Source organism: Streptomyces monticola (assembly GCF_042665355.1).
GTDB lineage: Bacteria > Actinomycetota > Actinomycetes > Streptomycetales > Streptomycetaceae > Streptomyces > Streptomyces monticola.
The window spans coordinates 243,675-261,717 of the sequence record NZ_JBHTCF010000003.1 but is presented as its reverse complement, the minus strand read 5'-3'; the positions used below and the strand labels follow the sequence as shown (position 1 = coordinate 261,717).

The 18,043-nt window shown below is 71.6% G+C and carries 17 protein-coding genes; 8 read left to right on the top strand and 9 right to left on the bottom strand.

Features of this window, described 5'->3' with window-relative positions:
- The first annotated feature begins 389 nt into the window (after positions 1–389).
- Together ACFQVC_RS09590 and ACFQVC_RS09585 are read left to right on the top strand one after the other, a co-directional pair.
- Positions 390–818 carry an Hsp20/alpha crystallin family protein gene (locus ACFQVC_RS09590; protein ID WP_381829526.1) on the top strand — a complete coding sequence of 143 codons (429 nt, stop codon included), beginning with the start codon at positions 390–392 and terminating at the stop codon, positions 816–818.
- Between the two features lie 164 nt (positions 819–982).
- The gene (locus ACFQVC_RS09585; protein ID WP_381828908.1) at positions 983–1,381 is read left to right on the top strand and encodes a DUF2267 domain-containing protein; all 399 of its coding nucleotides are present in this window, start codon (positions 983–985) and stop codon (positions 1,379–1,381) included.
- Positions 1,382–1,387: 6 nt separating this feature from the next.
- On the opposite strand, the gene ACFQVC_RS09580 is transcribed toward ACFQVC_RS09585, so the two are convergent.
- The 4 genes from ACFQVC_RS09580 to ACFQVC_RS09565 form a co-directional block, all read right to left on the bottom strand.
- Positions 1,388–2,458, bottom strand: a complete 1,071-nt coding sequence (locus tag ACFQVC_RS09580; protein WP_381828906.1) for an LLM class flavin-dependent oxidoreductase — start codon at positions 2,456–2,458, stop codon at positions 1,388–1,390.
- 51 nt (positions 2,459–2,509) lie between these two features.
- Positions 2,510–3,277, bottom strand: coding sequence for an amino acid ABC transporter ATP-binding protein (locus tag ACFQVC_RS09575; protein WP_381828904.1), 768 nt, complete (start codon positions 3,275–3,277; stop codon positions 2,510–2,512).
- Positions 3,274–4,224 carry an ABC transporter substrate-binding protein gene (locus ACFQVC_RS09570; protein ID WP_381828902.1) on the bottom strand — a complete coding sequence of 317 codons (951 nt, stop codon included), beginning with the start codon at positions 4,222–4,224 and terminating at the stop codon, positions 3,274–3,276. Before ACFQVC_RS09570 ends, ACFQVC_RS09575 begins: the two co-directional genes overlap by 4 nt.
- A 101-nt stretch (positions 4,225–4,325) precedes the next feature.
- Positions 4,326–5,489, bottom strand: coding sequence for an LLM class flavin-dependent oxidoreductase (locus ACFQVC_RS09565; RefSeq protein WP_381828900.1), 1,164 nt, complete (start codon positions 5,487–5,489; stop codon positions 4,326–4,328).
- A 537-nt stretch (positions 5,490–6,026) separates the two neighbouring features.
- Here ACFQVC_RS09565 and ACFQVC_RS09560 point away from each other — a divergent pair.
- Both ACFQVC_RS09560 and ACFQVC_RS09555 read left to right on the top strand, forming a co-directional pair.
- Positions 6,027–7,055, top strand: a complete 1,029-nt coding sequence (locus ACFQVC_RS09560; protein ID WP_381829524.1) for an amino acid ABC transporter permease — start codon at positions 6,027–6,029, stop codon at positions 7,053–7,055.
- The gene (locus tag ACFQVC_RS09555) at positions 7,052–9,118 is read left to right on the top strand and encodes an FAD/NAD(P)-binding protein (RefSeq protein ID WP_381828898.1); all 2,067 of its coding nucleotides are present in this window, start codon (positions 7,052–7,054) and stop codon (positions 9,116–9,118) included. The genes ACFQVC_RS09560 and ACFQVC_RS09555 overlap by 4 nt, the downstream gene beginning before the upstream one ends.
- On the opposite strand, the gene ACFQVC_RS09550 is transcribed toward ACFQVC_RS09555, so the two are convergent.
- On the bottom strand, positions 9,076–10,218 hold the full coding sequence (locus tag ACFQVC_RS09550) for an aryl-sulfate sulfotransferase (protein WP_381828896.1): 1,143 nt from the start codon (positions 10,216–10,218) through the stop codon (positions 9,076–9,078). The two genes, ACFQVC_RS09555 and ACFQVC_RS09550, sit on opposite strands and share 43 nt — an antisense overlap.
- 192 nt (positions 10,219–10,410) lie before the next feature.
- Between ACFQVC_RS09550 and ACFQVC_RS09545 the strand changes: the two genes are divergently transcribed.
- Positions 10,411–10,971, top strand: a complete 561-nt coding sequence (locus ACFQVC_RS09545) for a helix-turn-helix domain-containing protein (RefSeq protein WP_381829522.1) — start codon at positions 10,411–10,413, stop codon at positions 10,969–10,971.
- A 517-nt stretch (positions 10,972–11,488) separates the two neighbouring features.
- Here the strand turns inward: ACFQVC_RS09545 and ACFQVC_RS09540 are convergent.
- Positions 11,489–11,698, bottom strand: a complete 210-nt coding sequence (locus tag ACFQVC_RS09540; RefSeq protein WP_381828894.1) for a hypothetical protein — start codon at positions 11,696–11,698, stop codon at positions 11,489–11,491.
- A gap of 338 nt (positions 11,699–12,036) precedes the next feature.
- Here ACFQVC_RS09540 and ACFQVC_RS09535 point away from each other — a divergent pair, with 338 nt between their 5' ends.
- Positions 12,037–12,756 (top strand): hypothetical protein, encoded by a 720-nt coding sequence (locus tag ACFQVC_RS09535; protein ID WP_381828892.1) that lies wholly within the window; start codon positions 12,037–12,039, stop codon positions 12,754–12,756.
- Positions 12,681–13,070, top strand: a complete 390-nt coding sequence (locus tag ACFQVC_RS09530) for a hypothetical protein (RefSeq protein ID WP_381828890.1) — start codon at positions 12,681–12,683, stop codon at positions 13,068–13,070. Before ACFQVC_RS09535 ends, ACFQVC_RS09530 begins: the two co-directional genes overlap by 76 nt.
- A gap of 570 nt (positions 13,071–13,640) precedes the next feature.
- On the opposite strand, the gene ACFQVC_RS09525 is transcribed toward ACFQVC_RS09530, so the two are convergent.
- Positions 13,641–15,359 (bottom strand): cation:proton antiporter, encoded by a 1,719-nt coding sequence (locus ACFQVC_RS09525; protein ID WP_381828888.1) that lies wholly within the window; start codon positions 15,357–15,359, stop codon positions 13,641–13,643.
- A gap of 234 nt (positions 15,360–15,593) precedes the next feature.
- Between ACFQVC_RS09525 and ACFQVC_RS09520 the strand changes: the two genes are divergently transcribed.
- Positions 15,594–16,643: an NAD-dependent epimerase/dehydratase family protein gene (locus ACFQVC_RS09520; RefSeq protein WP_381828886.1), complete on the top strand. Its 1,050-nt coding sequence runs from the start codon at positions 15,594–15,596 to the stop codon at positions 16,641–16,643.
- A gap of 88 nt (positions 16,644–16,731) precedes the next feature.
- Here ACFQVC_RS09520 and ACFQVC_RS09515 read toward each other — a convergent pair whose 3' ends face one another.
- On the bottom strand, positions 16,732–16,875 hold the full coding sequence (locus tag ACFQVC_RS09515; protein ID WP_381828884.1) for a hypothetical protein: 144 nt from the start codon (positions 16,873–16,875) through the stop codon (positions 16,732–16,734).
- Positions 16,876–16,914: 39 nt separating this feature from the next.
- Complete coding sequence (locus tag ACFQVC_RS09510) at positions 16,915–18,042, bottom strand: sensor histidine kinase (protein ID WP_381828882.1); 1,128 nt, start codon at positions 18,040–18,042, stop codon at positions 16,915–16,917.
- Position 18,043: the final 1 nt, after the last annotated feature.

Here is an 18,043-nt window from a genome sequence, read left to right as displayed (position 1 = left end):
CGGGGCGCACCGACGGCACAGGGAAAGGGTTCTGTGCCGGAGTCCGGGCGCGGAGGCGGCGCGGCTTCACACCCCGCCGGGGCCCGGAGGGCTCAGCGACAGTGGATGTCGGAGACCGCGAGTGCGTGCACACCGATGAGCACGAGGCGGAAGCCCGTGCGCTCAGGGGATCGGTGGATACGCGGCATGCCGGGAACCCTGACCGAACTCGTGCCCGAACTCAAACGGGTCTCACTATCCGGGACGGCTTGTCTCGGCTCCACCCTGACCTGCGCTGTTTGACCGTCGATCTCCCGGCCTGAGTCGGGTGTTGTCAATTTTCCTCCCCCGAGCTATATAAGTAGGCGTACGGGCATCGCACCCATAGTCAAGGAGAGGAGTGACCCGTGATGCTCATGCGTACCGACCCCTTCCGGGAGTTCGACCGCCTCGCTCAGCAGGTCTTCGGCAGCACCGACCGTCCCGTGGCCATGCAGATGGACGCCTACCGCGCGGGCGACGACTTCGTCGTCCACTTCGACCTGCCGGGCGTCGACCCCGAGAGCATCGACCTGAGCGTCGAACGCAACGTCCTGAACGTACGCGCCGAACGCCGCGCGCCCGCCCCCGAAGGCGCGGAACTCATCGCCTCCGAGCGCGCCACCGGCACCTTCTCGCGCCAGCTGTTCCTCGGCGAGACCCTCGACACCGAGCGCATCGACGCCTCCTACGAATCGGGCGTCCTGACCCTGCGCATCCCGGTCGCCGAGCAGGCCAAGCCGCGCAAGATCCAGATCAGCGGCGGCGGCAGCGGCGAGCGCAAGCAGATCGCCGGCTGACCCGCCCCGGCGCACACGCATACATCCGGCGAAGCCGGTTACAGGCGGACGAAGGCAAGCGAAGGCAAGCGAAGACACCTGACGACACCTGAAGACACCTGAAGAATCCCGAAGACACCTACTCACCGAAGAAGACAACGACGAAGTGGAGGAACGACCGCGCCATGCGATGGAGCCGACTGATCGACGGGGTACGGCGGGCGGGCCAGTACGGGACGGCCGCCGAGGCGGAGCACGTCACCCGGATCGTGCTGTCCGCCCTGGGCGGCCAAGTGGTGGGCGAGGTCCGCGTGGAGCTCGCCCACCGGCTGCCCGAGGAGGGCGCGCGCGTCCTGGCCGCGCAGATCCCGGTGACTCAGCCGCTGACGGCCGCCGAGTTCGTGGATGACGTCGCGGCCCGTATCGAGGGCGCCACGGCGGCCACCGCCCGCTGGGACGTCAGCTCCGTCCTGAGCGCGGTCGCCGAGTGCGTGGGTGGCGAACTCGTCACCCGCACCCTGGCCGAACTGCCGCGCGGCTACGCCCTGTTGTTCGGCCGGGCCGACCTCGTGCCGGCCGCTTAGCCCCCCTCATGCGGCGGGCGGTTCCCACAGCGTCGTGGGCGCTGCCCGCCGTACCACCGGGGCGATCTCCTCGGCGAACCACTGCAACTGCTCGCGCTGCGCCGCCGGTTCGAGCCCGAAGCCGTCGACCGTGACCGACTGCAGATCGTGCCCGTATGCCTCCTGGTAGCCGAGGATCTTGTCGATGATCTGCTGCGGGCTGCCGATCAGCTGCGGTCCGTCCGTGATGGCCTCCTCGATCGTGCGGAACGGTGTGTTGTAGCCCGCCCGGCCCTCGAGGTGCGGCTTGAAGTTCTGCCGCACCCTGGCCTCGTACAGCTCCTTGTAGCGGGCGATGGCGTGGCGCTCGCTCTCCGCGATGAGCAGTCCGCCCGAGCCGGCCGCCACATGCGCGCGTGCCGGGTCGTGGCCGTGGGCCGCGAAGCGTTCGCGATAGTGGCGGATCAGCTTCGCGTACGCCTCGCGGGGCTGCACGGCATTGGCGGTGAACAGCGGATCGCCGTGCTTGGCCGCCAGCTCGGGGGAGTTGAGGCTGGTGGCCGAGCCGTGCCAGACGCGCAGCGGCCCCGCGTAGGGCCGTGGCACCGTCGTGACGCCCTTGAGCGGCGGGCGGAACTCGCCCTCCCAGTCGACGCCCTCCTCACGCCAAAGACGGCGCAGCAGCTCGTACTTCTCCGCCTGGTAGTCCCACTGCCTGGCCTCGTCCAGGCCGAACAGATCGAAGTGACCCGCCTCCGCGCCCTTGCCGATGACCAACTCGACGCGACCGCCGGAGAGTTGGTCGAGCGTCGCGTACTCCTCGGCGACCCGTACCGGATCGAGGATCGCCACGACCGTCACTCCGGTGAGCAGTCTGATGCGCGAGGTGCGCGCCGCGAGCGCGCCGAGCACCACCGCGGGACTTGATGACAGGAACGGGCCCGCGTGCCGCTCCCCGACCGCGTACGCGTCGAAGCCAAGCTCCTCGGCCGCCACGCCGGTGTCGACCACCTCGGTCAACCGCTGGGCAGCCGTGGGCAGTTCACCGGTCAGCGGGTGCGGGGCGTGCGGGATGATCGACAGGACCTGGAATCTCATGAGGTGTTCGGTGCTCCTTCCGGGTCACAGAGGTGCGGGTGGCGGTGGCGGTCACAGGACTTTGGAGAGGAAGGCGCGGGTGCGGGCCTGGCGCGGGCGGTCGAGCACCTCGGCGGGCGGGCCCTGTTCGACGATCACCCCGTCGTCCATGAAGACCACGGTGTCGGCGACCTCCCGGGCGAAGCCGATCTCGTGCGTCACCACGATCATCGTGGTGCCCGTGCGGGCCACGTCCTTGATGACATCGAGTACCTCGCCCACCAGCTCCGGGTCGAGCGCCGATGTCGGCTCGTCGAAGAGCAGCACCCGCGGATCGAGGGCGAGCGCGCGGGCGATGGCCACGCGCTGCTGCTGACCGCCGGACAGCTGACGCGGATAGGCACGCGCCTTGTCGGCGAGACCCACCCGGTCCAGGAGTTCCTCGGCGCGCGTGAGTGCCGCCGCACGAGGGCGGCGCAGCACCGAGACGGGGGCCTCGGTGATGTTCTCCAGGACGGTCAGATGCGGGAACAGGTTGAAGTCCTGGAAGACGAAGCCGATCCGGGTGCGCCGGCGAAGCACCTCCCGCTCCTTGAGCTCGTAAAGCTTGTCGCCACGGCGCCGGTAGCCGACGAGCTCGCCGTCGATGCTCACCGAGCCCCGGTCGAGCTTCTCCAGGTGGTTGATGCCGCGCAGCAGTGTCGACTTGCCCGAACCCGAAGGGCCGATCACCACGGTGACATCGCCGGTACGCACTTGCAGGTCGACACCGCGCAGCACCTCATGCGGGCCGAAGCTCTTGTGGACGCCGCGGATGTCCACCATCACGGCAGCGCTCATCGCCGCTCCCGGGGGGCCCGCACCTCGGGCGGGCTGATCCGTGACTCGGTGAGCGCCGACTCCTGCGTGCCCCACTTCTTGAGGATCCTGTCGTACGTGCCGTCCTCGATCAGCTTGTTCACGGCCGCCTGGAACGCCTTCGCCAGCGGCGAGCCCTTCTTCAGCGCGAACCCGACGTCCAGGCGCGCGAATTCGCCGAGGAACTTCACGCCGGCGGCGGGCTGCGCGGCCTGGTAGCGCAGGCCGTTGATGGTCGACATGATCACGTCGATACGGCGTTGCTGGAGACTGGTCAGGGCGGCGGCGTTCTCCGCGTACACCTTCACGTCATAGGGCTCTTCGCCGCTCGCCGCGCACACCTTCTTGTTCTCTTCGAGGGTGGTCTCGAAGGTGGTGCCCGCGCCGACCCCGACGGTCTTCCCGCACAGCTGCTCCAGGCTTGTGATCTTCTTCTGGCCGTCGTCCCTGCGGACCGAGAAGCCCTGCCCGTCATTGATGTACGTGACGAAGTCAATGGTCTTCAGGCGTTCCTCGGTGACCCCGAAGTTGCCCGTGCCGAAGTCGAACTTGCCGCTTTCCAGGGCGGGCAGGATCGCCTCGAAGCTCGCCTCCTGGCGTTCGAGGCGCACTCCGAGCACCCGGCCCACCGCGTCGGCGATGTCGATGTCCTGCCCGGCGGGCGCGTTGCTCTCCGTGCCGGGGTGGAAGGCGCTCGGCGGGCTGCCGATGGAGGTGGCCAGGCGCAGCGTGCCGCGCTCGCGCACCTCGGCGGGCAGCAGCCCGGCCGCATCGGGGTCCTTGTGGACCGCGCCGACCACATCGGCGGTGGGAACCGCGGAGGCCGCGCCTGCGGGCTGCCCGTCCGCGGTCCCGCCGCTGCCGCAGGCCGTCAGGGCGAGCAGCGGCAGCACGGCAGCGGCGACGGCGGCGGGCGTTCGTATGCGCATGGGTCTCAGGCCTCGCTTCGAGGTGGGTGGTGCTGACGGCGGTCGGGCCGGGGTGTCAGGGGCCTCGCCGGAACGCGCCCCCGGCCCGGCGACGGACGAGGTCATCCGGAGACCGCCAGGGGTGCGGCGCCGAGGTCGAGGCCGAGCGCCGGGTCGACTGCGCCCGGGCCGCGCGGGGCCCGCTGCCTGTCCCGCTTGGCGACTTCCTCGCGCACGATCGGGATGACGTGCCGGCCGAAGTCGATGGCGTCCCCGAGCAGGTCGTAGCCACGTGCGGAGAGGATGTCCACGCCCAGGTCGTAGTAGTCGAGCAGGGCCTGGGCGACCGTCTCGGGGGTGCCGACGAGGGCGTTGGAGTTGCCCGCGCCGCCGGTCGCCGCGGCCGTCGGCGTCCACAGCGCCCGGTCGTAGCGCTCACCCTGCTCGGCGAGGGCGATCAGCCGCTGTGAGCCGGTGTTCTGCGGGCGGTCGCCGCGATGATGGCGTACGAGCCCCTCCTCGCGGCGCTGCTTGATGGCGCCCACCGTGCGCTGCGCCTTCTCCCGGGCCAGCTCCTCGGTCGGCGCGATGATCGGCCGGAACGCCACTTGGATCCGCGGCACATCGCCGCGGCCCGCCGCGGCGGCGGCCGCCTTGACCGACTCGATCTGCTGCGCGGTCTCGGCGAGCGGCTCACCCCACAGGCAGTAGATGTCCGCCTCGGCGCCGCCCGCCGCGTACGCCGCGGGCGACGAGCCGCCGAACGAGACGCCGGGGCGCGGCTCCTGCACGGGGAAGACATCGGAGACGAAGTCGTGGAAGCGGTAGTGCTCGCCCTCGTGGTCGAAGGCCTCGCGCCGCGTCCACACCTGCTTGACGATGTCGATGTACTCGCGGGTGCGGGCGTAGCGCTCGTCCTTGGTGAGCGTGTCGCCCTCGCGGCCCTGCTCCTGGTCGCTGCCCCCGGTGATGAAGTGCACGGTGAGGCGGCCGTCGCTGATCTGGTCGAGGGTCGCGAAGGTACGGGCGGCGTACGTCGGATACGCGACGTTGGGCCGGTGCGCGAGCAGGATCTGCAGCTTCTCCACCTTGGCCGCCAGATACGCGGCGGCCGGGGCCGGAATGGGAGAGCCGGACGAGTAGGCGAACAGGACCCGGTCCCAGCCGTGGTCCTCGTGGGCGCGGGCGAGCCGCAGTGTGTAGTCCTTGTCGAAGGCGGCACCCGAGCGGGCGCCGGTCTCGGAGCCGTCGTTGGTCGCGGCGATACCGAGGAACTCCACAGGCATGACGGGCCTTTCATGGGCGTACGAACATGGGCGTACGAAGCGAAAGCCGACAGGTGCAACGGGCATGCGAGGGCACACCGGGGTGCACGGCGGCGAGGAACCGGGGTGCGACGGCGTTACGGCTGACGACGGCGACGCGGAACGCGAGGGAGGGAGTGCGCCGTAACGCGTGCAGGGGAGCGGACCGGCCACGACGCACCCGCAGGTGCTACGCCGGACTCACCGCTGAGCGCTTGGTCAGACAGGACACGCGGCCGACCACACCCGACCGAAGTCGATGTGGTCGCGGGTGACCAGATGCAGCTCTGCGGACATGCCGACAGTTGAGCACCGAACTTTCCGGGCCGTCAACCGCCACAGGGCCCGCGACCGGCAGCTGCCACACGCTGTTCACACGACCGCAGCAGCACCGTCGTAGGCTCGACGGCAGGAACGGACCGCGGGGATCAACGCCCGCCCCCTCCAGCCGTGTTGAGGGACGCGGCGGACGACGACGGCGCACAGCGCACCCCGTCCTGCCCGAGTCCCGGAGCCCCGATGGCCACCCTGCACCAAAAGCCCGTCACCGATCCCGCGCGCCCGAACGCACCAGAGCCGGCCGCCGCAGCGCAGAGTCCAGGCGTGCGCACCGTCGCCCGCCGCCACCCCGGCCGGTGGCTCGCCGCCGCCGTGGCGCTGCTGCTCCTCGTGATGGCCGTGAACTCGGTCATCCGCAACCCGCGCTTCCAATGGGGCGTCGTGGGCGACTACTTCACCACCCCCGCCGTGCTCGACGGGCTGCTGCTCACCCTGTGGCTCACCGCCGCTGTGATGGTCCTGGGCTTTCTCATCGGCACCCTGCTCGCCGTGCTTCGCCTCTCCGCCAACCCGGTGCTCCGCACGCTCAGCTGGGGCTACATCTGGATCTTCCGGTCGACGCCGCTCCTGGTGCAGCTGCTGTTCTGGTTCAACATCGGCGCCCTCTACCCGACGCTCGGCCTCGGCATCCCCTTCGGCCCCGAGTTCCTCACCCTCAAGACGAACGACCTCTTCGGCGCTGCCGCCACGGCCCTGATCGGCCTGACCCTGCACGAAGCGGCGTACGCGGCCGAAGTGGTGCGCGGCGGCATCCTCTCCGTGGACGCGGGCCAGACCGAGGCTGCCCAGGCGCTCGGCCTGAGCCGGTGGCGCCTCCTTCGCCGCATCGTGGTGCCGCAGGCCATGCGCTCGATCGTGCCCACCGCGGGCAACATGCTGATCGGCACCCTGAAGGGCACCAGCATCGTGTCCATCCTCGCCGTCCAGGACCTGCTGTACTCCGTGCAGTTGGTCTACAACCGCACCTACCAGGTGATCCCGCTCCTGATGGTCGCCACCCTCTGGTACATCGCGGTCACCACCGTCCTGACCACCGTCCAGTTCTACGTCGAACGGCACTACGCCCGCGGCGCCGAGCGCACTCTGCCGCCCACGCCGCTGCAACGCCTGCGCGCCCGCGCCGTGGCGCTGCGGGCCCGCCTGTGCGCGGCGACGGCACGGGACGCCGCTCCCGCGGGAGGATCCGTGCGGGCGGGGGAGCGCCGATGACGCGCGACGCCTTCGCCCACCCGGCTGTGCCCGCCCGCCCCGCCGTGTCCGCCGTGCCCGCCCGCCCTGCCGTGCTCGCCGTCGTCGGCGCGGGCCCGCGCGCCACCGGCCTCCTTGAGCGGCTCGCGGCCAGCGCGCCCGAACTGTGGGACACCGCACGCCCGTTGCGCATCCACCTCGTCGACCCGCACCCGCCGGGCCCCGGCCGGGTGTGGCGTCACGACCAGTCGCCGCTGCTGCGCATGAACTCCATGGCCGAGGACGTCACCATGTTCACCGATGCCTCCTCGACCCTGAAGGGGCCGGTGAGGACCGGGCCCTCGCTCGCCGAATGGGCCGCGCACCCCGAGCTGCACCCGCCGTACCGGCCCGTCGCCGACCCGGACGTCCGCGCCGAGCTGGCCGCGCTGCGGCCCGCCGACTTCCCCACCCGGCGGGCCCAAAGCGCCTACCTGGACTGGGTGTTCCGGCGCGTGGTCACCGAGCTGCCGCCGCACATCACCGTGCGGGTGCACCCGACCACCGCCACCGCACTGACCGGTCCCGCCGACGGGCCGCAGCGGCTGCACCTGGCCGGCCGCACCGAACCTCTGGAAGCCGACCTCGTCGTCCTCACCCAGGGCCATCTGTCCGCGACACCCACCGAAGAGCAGCGGCGCCTGGCGGCCTTCGCCCGCCGCCGCCGACTCCGCTATCTGCCACCGGAGTTCTCCGCCGACGCGGAGCGCGACCTGAACGGCATCGCACCCGGTGAACCCGTCCTGCTGCGCGGCTTCGGCCTGGCCTTCGTCGATCTCGCCGTGCTGCTCACCGAGGGGCGCGGCGGCCACCACACCACCGGTCCCGACGGCGAGCCGGTCTACCGGGCGTCGGGCCGTGAGCCGGTCCTGTACGTCGGCTCACGGCGCGGCGTGCCCTATCACTCCAAACCCGGCTACCAACTGCAGGCCGAACGCGCCCCGTTGCCCCGCTACTTCGGCCCCGAACGGCTCGACGCCCTCGCGGACGGCGCCGCCCGCCGCGGCCGCCGTCTCGATCTGCGCCGTGACGTCTGGCCCCTGATGGCCAAGGAGACCGGCTACGGCTACTACCACGAGCTGTTCCGCGCCCACCCGGACCGCACCACCCTCGACTGGCCCCGGTTCCTGGCCGCGTACGAGCAACTCGACTGGTACACGCCCGAGATGAGGGCCTTCGTGGCCCAGGCCGTGCCGGACCCGGCGGACCGCCTCGACCTCGAAGCTCTCGACCGGCCCCTGGACGGCCGTACCTTCCCCGGCCCCGACGCCTTCCGTGAACATCTGCTCGCCTACGTCGACGCCGACGTGGCACGCCGCTCGGACCCGGCGCACAGCGCCGACCTGGGCGCCTTCTACGCCTTGCTGTCCGTCTACGGCCAGCTGCCGCGCCTGGCCGCCTCCGGCAGTCTGAGCGCCGACTCCGTGGCGCGGCAGCTGGACGGCTGGTGGCACGGCTTCTTCAGCTACTTCGCCTCCGGGCCGCCCGCGTTCAGGCTGCGGGAACTTCGGGCCCTGTCCCGGGCCGGGATCGTCCGCTTCCTCGGCGCGGGCCTCGAGGTCGTGGCCGACGAGGAACACGGCGTCTTCCGCGCCCGCTCGGCCTCCGTGCCCGGACACACGGTGACCGCCACCACCCTCATCGAGGCCCGGCTGCCACAGCCGACCCTGGAACACACCGCCGACCCGCTCCTTCGCCGGCTGCGGCAGAGCGGCGGGATCAGCGAGGAAGTCCTCACCGACGCCGACCCGGGTGCCGACACCCACACCGGCTCCGGCGCCCGCCACCGCACCGGCCGGATCCGCACCGACCCCGGCGACGGGCGCCTGTACACCCCCGAGGGCCCGCACCCGAGGCGCCTCGCGCTCGGCGCCCCCACCACCGGCCGTGCGGTCGCCGCCTTCGCCCGCCCCCGCACCGACGCCCCCGCGTTCCGGCAGAACGACACCACGGCCCGCACCCTGCTGCGCGCCCTGGACCGGATGGCCGCTCAACTCCCCGCTCAGGAAGGGGTGGTGAGCCAGGGCAGCTCGGCCGCGGTGTAGCGATAGGCCCGGAACACCGCGTTCGGCTCCGCCGGAAACAACCGCCGCACCTCGGCCTCCGCGTAGGCGCCGAAGTGCGGCACGACGTACTCCCAGCACAGATAGCCGTCCGCGGTCACCTCGAAGAGCCGGCCCGCGGGCGAGTCGGTCACCAGCGTGTTGCCGTTCGGAAGGCGCTGCGCCGCACCCATGAACGGAGCGAAGAACGCCTCGCGGGCGGGGTCGTGGTACTCCCACACGACCTTCCCGCCCGCCCGCTCGATCTCCACCACGCGCGAGTACGGCACATCGTGGCCCGGCCGGAACACTCCGTTGTCGAACACCAGGAAGTTCCCGTCCGGCAGTTCGACCGGGCAGTGCTGCTGGGAGACCGTGCCCGGCTCGGTGCGCCACAGGATCTCCCCGCTCGCCCGGCTGATCACCACGACGGCGGAGACGCTGCGCAGACTGGCCAGGACATTGCCGTCGGCGAGCGGCGTCACGCTGTTGACCAGCGGCCAGTGCTCGCGCGCGTAGGCGGGGTGCAGCGCGTACTCCGCGCGGTCCAGATGCTCGGCCGCGCGCCACGACCACGTCACGTTCCCGTCGGCGTCGACTTCCTTGATGGTGTCCGCCCACACCGTCCCGTCCGCCTCCGAGCCGGGAACGCCGCCGCGCACCGCGGCCGCGTCGGACCCGCGCAGCGGCTCCAGGCCGGTGTAGAGGATCCCGCCGTCGTCGAGATGATGCGCGTCGTGGTGCTGGAACGGATCCAGGTGCTCGTGCAGCACCGTGCCGTCCGGGGCGGCCCGCAGCATGACGCCGCCCCGGTACTTGTGCCACATCGGGAACAGCGACTCCCGGCCGGGCAGCACCCCGTTGTACGCGAGCGTCCCGCCGTCCAGGATCCGGGCGTGCCGCCCCGGCCGGTACGGCAGCCGCCAGGTGTGCACGGTGTGCCCGTGCAGATCGACGAGATACACCTCGCCGCTGCCGGTCAGCGGCGCGTACAGCGTGTATCCCGGGCTCGCGGCGTCCGCGTCGAGTGCGATGAGGCCACTGCCGCGACGGCGGCGCTGGTTCTGGTCGACCTTGGGGTTGGGGGCCGGGTTCCGGGGCACGTGAAGAACTCCTTCAAGCTTTCTTTGATGTACTCAAACTCCTTTGAAGCTAGGGGTGTTGTGTGTCGGCGCCATGAAGGGCGTACGAAATCACCCGGGGCGGCTGCGTACGCTGCCGGGGTCGGAGGCAGGGTGGACGCCACGATGCACGGCACCGAGCACCGAGCACCGAGCACCGAGGGCAGGGGCGGGATGACGGACGAGGGCAGGGCGGGGCAGCCGCCGCGCCTGGGCGGTGCGGTGCGCAGGCGGCGGCGGTCGCTCGACCTGACGCTGGCGGCGGTCGCCGGACGCAGCGGTCTGTCCGCCCCGTTCCTCAGCCAGATAGAGAACGACCGGGCCCGGCCCAGCATGCGTTCCCTGCAGCGCCTCGCCGACGCCCTCGCCACCACCGCCGTGGAGCTGCTCGCCGCGGCGGAGTCCGTCGACGGTGCCGTGGACGTCGTCCGCGCGGGCGCCACCGCCCCTCTCGCCCCCGACGCCCGGGTCCGCCCGCTGGTGCGCGGCGACCGGGAGCTGCACGCCCTGGAGTTCACCGGCGAACAGTCCGCCGACCGTGAATTCCTGCACGGCCACGACGAGTTGATGTACGTCGCCGACGGCGGCGCCGAAGTGCGGGCCGAGGGGCACACGTACCGCCTGACGGCCGGCGACACCCTCTATCTCACCGGCGGTGTGCGCCACCGCTGGCGCTCCACCCTGCCGGGCACCCGCGTCCTGATCGTGGCGGCTTCGGGGCGCAAGGGCGCTTGAGGGGGGCTCGGGGTGCCCTGGGCAGGAGCTGACCATGGCTGGTCGTGGGCAGGGCTACCGCCTCGAGTTGATGTGTTGGACGGGTTCCTGAGAGGCGTGCCGCTGATTCCGTGTTCGAGGCATGCCCCTGGGCCGAGCCGGCAGACATCGGGTGCCCGAGACGCGACGGCGGTGTTCTGTACGTGCACGATGTCCCTTCCTGTCGGGTGACGAACCGAGTGGCGACGGTGACCCACCCCTGGAGGGAGCAGGGGAAAAGGGTCCCCGTCGCCGCCAGTTGGTTTAGGTGGTGGGAGAGGTAACGGGCCCTCTGCCTTTCTTCCTGGCGTTCCTGCGCTGTGGGATCCCGTCGCGCGCCATGGGGTCATCGGCGAGCGTGGTGATCCTGTAGTCCGTCACGCACGTCGGGCAGGCATGGACGCTGCCGCCGATGCCGCTCATCGATTCATCGATTCGATGAGCGCGACGAGTACGGGTGCAGCGGTCTTCCCGTCGTGCCCGGAACACCACTGATAGCTCATCGAGAGGCCCTTGCGTTTCGGCACCACATGCAGGCGCAGGGCGGGTACTTCCGTGGCGAAGTGATCGCGATGTCTTCGTCGCAGCCGTCGAAGCCGCGCACGCCCGTATCGCTGGTGACAGCACCTTCGCGGTTCACCGTGTAGATCCGAAGCCGCATCCTCGGCGCGATGTCGCAGTCTTCGTCCTTGGCCCTGATCTGATCCACGTCGACTCCTGGTCAGTCGGCCATGTCCCGGGGCCGTTCGCGCGGTCGCCTGGGTCCGTATGCGTCGATGCTTCGATGACGGCGCGCGGAACACGAGTTGACGGTCGGTGACTACTCTGGAAGTCATCGGTCAACGCCTCGTCGGGAGCCGACCCATGAGCGATTTCGCAGCCCGCGCCCGCGCCGCTCCGGAGGGCACAGGCACTTCCGTCGGTCAGGCCGCCCGCGATCTCAACTAGGACGCCGCGTATCCGAGCCGAGTCCTCAACGGTCGCCAGCAGCCATCCGCGAAGCTGGCCCAGGGCCTTGACCGACTCACCGGTTCCGAGGGCGCCCTGATGGCCTTGGCAGGGACGGATCCCGCTCCGGACGCCGACGCTCACCCGCCCTTCACGGATCCCGGCACGGACGGCGGCCCGGACGATGATCTGGAAGCTCTGGAACTGGCGCGCAGGGTCGAGGCGAGCGACATCGGACGCGAGACCCTCGAACGGCTGGAGGCCGCCTTCGACCTGATGGCCGTGCGCTATCAGACGGACGATCCGTCCGTCCTGCTGCGCGATGTGCGACGTCACTGTGCGTACGTGACCAAGCTCTTGGACGAACGCAAGACGCTGGCCGAGCACCAGGGCCTGTTGGTGATCGGTGGCTGGCTCTCGCTGCTGGCCGCCACGCTGCACGTGGATCTGAAGGAAGGCGGTGCCGCCGGCGCCAGGCTCCGGACGGCGGCTCTCTTGGCTCAGCATGCGGGGCATGCCGAGATCCAGGCGTGGACGTATGAGACCGAGGCCTGGCGGGCCTTGACGGCGGGGGATTACCCGCGTTCCGTCCAACTCTCCGCAGCTGCCCAGAACATCGCTCCCCGGGGCAGCTCGGCCGAGGTGCAGGCCACGGCGCAGGAGGCCGGGCGCAGGCCCGCCTCGGGGAGAAGAGGCAGGCGTATGCGGCGATCGACCGGGTTCAGCGACTCGCCTCGTCGGTCGTGCTGCATGCGCAGAAGGAACATCACTACCAGTACGACCCGGCCAAGGCGACGTCGTACCTGGCGACCACGCTGAGCTGGATCGGCGACCCCGCCGCCGAAGCCCCGGCCCGAGAAGTGATCGGCGCTCTCCATCCCGGTGTCGAGCCGCGCACGTGGCCCCGCCGTATCGTGACGGCTCATCTCGATCTCGCGCTGACGCTGCTGTCCCTCGACCGACTCGACGAGGCGTGTGACGCAGCCCAGAACGCCGTCCTCTCCGAGCGCTTGCTCCCGGCCAACCACTGGCGGGTGCTGGAGATCGTGCGATCGGTGGAAGCACGCAAGCTGCCCGAGGCGCCGGAGCTGCGCGAGGCGTATCAGGACCTGAACCCTGCGATTGGGTACTGAGCGACGGGCGGGGCCTGTCACAGGGGCGTCGAACGGCAGGAACTGTCCGCGGCGTGTCGAAAGAGCCTCAGCGGCGTGTCGAAAGAGCCGGGAAAACCGGCCTCTTGAGGTGGAGGACATCCGTCTGAAGAGGAGCCGGACATGGTGCGGCACCTTCGCCCGTGCCGTCCCAGCAACGCAGGGACGGAAGCACCCGCCACTGCACGGGAACAGACCCGGCCGAGCCGCCTGTGCTTCTCGTACCGGCGGGCGCTGCACGGTACGACGCGCGGCAGGCCCGCCAGAGTCGTACGTCAGCCCTGCGCCAGGCCATCGCCGAGACCCGGGCCAGGGGCAGGCGGCTGATCCGCAGTCCTGAACTCGTCGACGCTCCCGGTCAGGACTTCGGGCGCAGTATCCGTGACCGCAGCGTCGAGCTGCGTGCAGAGCAAGAGGGGCTGCGGCGTCAGCCGGCGGATCTGGAGTCCGAGATCTACGAGGCGCCGAACCCCGAGCTGCTCAGTGAGCTGGGCGCCCCAGGTGTGCTCACGGGTTCTCAGGGGTACTTGCGGGCGGGCCGCGTTTCGGCGGTCACGCGTCGGCGGTGCTCTCCGCGAGCTGCTCCATGCGCGCGGACTGCAGATCGAGAACCTGCTGGGCGTGGCCGAGCGCCTGTGAGCTGTAGCGGTGCTGGGAGCGCAGGGTCAGGAGCCGGTCGCGTTCGGCGTCGAGCACCTTCAGGCGCAGCGTCAGGTACTGCTCGCGCGCCTCGTCGAGACCGTCGGCCGACATGGGCTTCGAACCGCCTCGTGGGCGGGCGGCGAGGCTGTCGCCGCGCACCTGCTCCAGGACCCCGGGTGCGTAGCCGCCGGAGTTCGCCGCCTCGGCGAGGACGGCCTCGCGGCTCTCGCCGAGCTCCGAGACGAGCTGTACGAACTCCTCGCGCAGCTTGGCCCTGTCGTCACCCGGCACCTTCACACGGCGGATCAGCGCGGGCAGTGTCAGGCCCTGGAGGAGCAGCGTGGTGACGGCGACCACGAAGGCGACCAGGATCAACTGCGGGCGCAGGGGCGTGTCCTCGGGCAGTGTCTGTGCCGCGGCCACGGTGATCGCGCCCCGCATCCCGGCCCACGCGAGGACCACACCGCCGCGCTTCCCCAGCGCCTCGTTGAGCTTGAACTCCACGTCGGCGGCGCCGCGCGTGACCCGCAGGCGCATCCGCTCGGCCTGCCTGGGACCGAAGCGGCTGTCCGTGTCGAGGTCGTCGATACGGGCCTGCAGCGACTCCAGTCGCGGCTTGAGTTCGGCGGCGCGCCGGGCGTCGTTGCGCATCACGGCGATCAGCGGGGCGACGAACGCGATCCGGACGACGATCACGAAGGCGGCGGCCACCAGACCGATGAGCAGGGCGCGTCCGGAGCTGTACCCGGCCTCGTGCACCTCGTCGATCAGAGTCTTCAGGCCGAGGCCCATGAGGAGGAAGACGGCGCTCTCCAGGAGGAAGGCGAGGGTGCGCCAGTTCATGGCCTCACCGATCCGGTCCTGTGCGCGCAGATACCGCGGGCTCTGATGTCCCGTCACCAGGCCGGCGACGACGACCGCGAGGACGCCCGACGCCTCGAACTCCTCGGCGGGCAGGAAGGCGACGAAGGGTACGACGAACGAGATCGCGGTGTTGAGGACGGTGTCGTTGAGCAGGGCCCGTACGCGGACGTTCACGAGGCCGACGGCCAGGCCCACGCCGACCGCGATCACCACCGAGAACGCGAAGTCCCCCGCGACTCCCCAGATGGACACCGACCCCGCCATCGCCGCGATGGCCGAGCGGAGCAGTACGAGCGCCGACGCGTCGTTGATCAGGCCTTCGCCTTCGAGGAGGGTGAGAAGGCGTGACGGCAGGCCGAGCTTCTTGCCCACCGAGGTGGCGGCCACGGCGTCCGTGGGGCTGATCACCGCGCCGAGCGCGAAGGCTGCGGGCCAGCCGATCTCGGGAAGGAGCCAGTGGAAGAGCCAGCCCGAGCCGAGCGTGCTGACCGCGACGAGCACCACCGCGAGGCCGCTGATCGCCCCGAAATTGCGGCGGAAGTCGGTGGCAGGCATGTTCACGGCCGCCGAGTAGAGGAGCGGCGGCAGTACCCCGGCCAGGATCAGCTCGGGCTCGACCTCCAGGGCCGGCACACCCGGCACGAAGCTCAGGGCGATACCGACCACGACCAGGCTCATCGGGGCCGCGATCCCCAGGCGCTTCGAGAAGGCGGCGACGGCGACCATGCTGATGACGCCGACGACGGCGACGAGGGTGAGTTCCATGAGGGCTTTCGGGGGCTGGTGGGGCGTGCGGGGCCAGCCCAGCGTACATATCGGGCGAACGGTGACATTGGCCCGGTGGTCGCTGGTCTCGCCCCCGGGTCACCTTGCCGCGGCCCTCGGGTCTCCTTGCCACGGCCCTCGGGCCCCGTGGCCGAGGTCACGAGTTCTTACGGGTCCGTGACGGGGGCGTGCGTGGAGCGCCCGTAGCGGCGGGCGGGGCCTAGCGTCGACGGCATGCGAGTACTCGTCACCGGCGGCGCGGGCTTCATCGGCTCGCACGTCGTCGAGGCCCTGACGGCGCGCGGGCACGAACCGGTCGCCCTGGACGCCCTGCTGCCCACCGCGCACGGCGGCGGTACGCCCGAACTCCCGCAGGCGGACTGGGTGTACGGCGATGTGCGTGACCCGGACGTGGCCCGGCGGGCGTTGCACGGCGTGGACGCGGTCTGCCACCAGGCGGCCATGGTGGGGCTCGGCAAGGACTTCACCGACGCGGCGGCCTACGTCGGGGCCAACGACCTCGGCACGGCGGTCCTGCTGTCCGCGATGGCCGAGGCGGGCGTGGCGCGGCTGGTGCTCGCCGGGTCGATGGTCGTCTACGGCGAGGGTCGCTACGACTGCCCGCGCCACGGGACCGTACGCCCAGGGCCGCGCGCCGAACGCGATCTGGCGGCCGGGCGGTTCGAGCCCCGCTGCCCGGTCTGCGGCGCCGAGCTCGCGCCCGGCCTCGTCGCGGAGTCCGCCGCGGCCGATCCGCGCAACGTCTACGCCACCACCAAGCTCGCCCAGGAACACCTCTCCGCCGCCTGGGCGCGGTGCACCGGCGGCCGGGCGGTGGCGCTGCGCTACCACAACGTGTACGGCCCACGGATGCCGCGCGACACCCCGTACGCGGGCGTCGCCTCCCTGTTCCGCTCCGCGCTCGCCCGGGGCGAGGCGCCCCGGGTCTTCGAAGACGGCGGTCAGCGCCGGGACTTCGTGCACGTCCGCGATGTGGCCGCCGCCAATGTCACCGCCCTGGAAGCGCTCGGTGAACGCGAGCCGGGCGCCCTGACCGCGTACAACACGGGCAGCGGCGAGCCGCACACGGTGGGGGAGATGGCCACGGCGCTGGCCACCGCGCACGGCGGCCCGCCCCCTGTGGTGACGGGCGAGTACCGCCTCGGCGACGTACGGCACATCACCGCGGACTCCACACGCCTGCGCACCGACCTCGGCTGGAAACCGGAGGTCGGATTCGGGGAGGGAATGGCGGAGTTCGCGGGGGCGGCGCTGCGGAGATAGCGGCCGCCCCCTCTCGCACCGTGCGGCGTCACTGTGCGGACCGACACGGAGCCAGGCCCCGGCCCCCCGTCGCCCTTCGGGCTCGCCCTCACGCTCCGGACGGGCCGACCGTCGCCGCGGGCAGCGTCACCTCGAAGCGGCAGCCGCCGGTTGCCTTGCGGGTCTCGGTGCGTTCCCGGGCGGCCTGGAGGAAGTCCGCTGTGCTTTGGTCCGTGCGGGAACGGCCAGTCACGATGCGCGCTGTTGATGGACCGGACCGCCCGCGGGGCGCTCAGGCTCCGGATGGGCCGACCGTCGCCGCGGGCAGCGTCACCTCGAAGCGGCAGCCGCCCGCCACATTGCGGACCTCCGTGCGTCCCTTGTGCGCCTCGACGATGCCGCGGACGATCGCGAGGCCGAGCCCCGCGCCCGCCGGGGGTGTGCGGGCCTCGCTGCCGCGCCAGCCGGTGTCGAAGACCCGGGACAGGTCCTCGTCGCGGATGCCGCCGCAGCCGTCGGTGACGGCCAGGACCACGGTGCCCGCGCGGCGTTCGGCCGATACCGCCACCGTGCCGTCGGCCGGGGTGTGCCGGATCGCGTTGACGAGGAGATTGGCCAGGACCCGGGTCATCTCCTTGCCGTCCACCTCCACCGGCACCGCCTCCACACCGTCCCCGACGAGCCGTACCCCGTGCTCGCCCGCCAGCGGGCGCGCCCCGGCCAGGGCGTCGCCGACCAGGTCGTAGACGGACATCCGGGCCGTGGTGAGGGCGAGGGCGCCGGCATGGATACGGGACAGCTCGAAGAGGTCACCGACCATGGCGTTGAGCCGGTCGACCTCGGTACGCATCTGGCGGTGGTAGCGGGCGGGGTCGTCGGCCACCCCGTCCTCCAGGGCCTCGGACATCGCCCGAAGCCCGGCCAGCGGGGTGCGCAGATCGTGGGAGATCCAGGAGACCAGCTCACGCCGTGAGGCCTCCAGGGAGCGCTCCCGCTCCCGTGACTCGGCGAGGCGCAGGCAGGTCGCCGCCAACTCGTCGCTCAACGCGGTCAGTTCAGCGGGCGCGGCGCCGTGGGGCGGGGTGAACGTGCCGCTGTCCCCGAAGTCACGGGCGGCGAAGGCGAGTTCACGGCAGTTGACGACCACCCGGCGGCCGAGAAGCAGCGCGGTGGCGAGCGAGACGACCGCCGCCATGGCCGCGACCGTGGTCACCACCGTCAGGTCGTGCGAGCTCAGGAACATCGCCCAGGCCACCGCCAGCGTCCCGGCGAGCATCGTGCCCACGGCGACGGCGGCGACGACGCTCAGCGACGCCGCCACCGAACGGCGGCGCACGAGCCGCAGCGCGAGCGCCCCGAGGAGCCCGGCGGCGGCCGCGCCCAGGAAGGCGTACAGGGCGATCAGCAGGGTGTCCCGCATA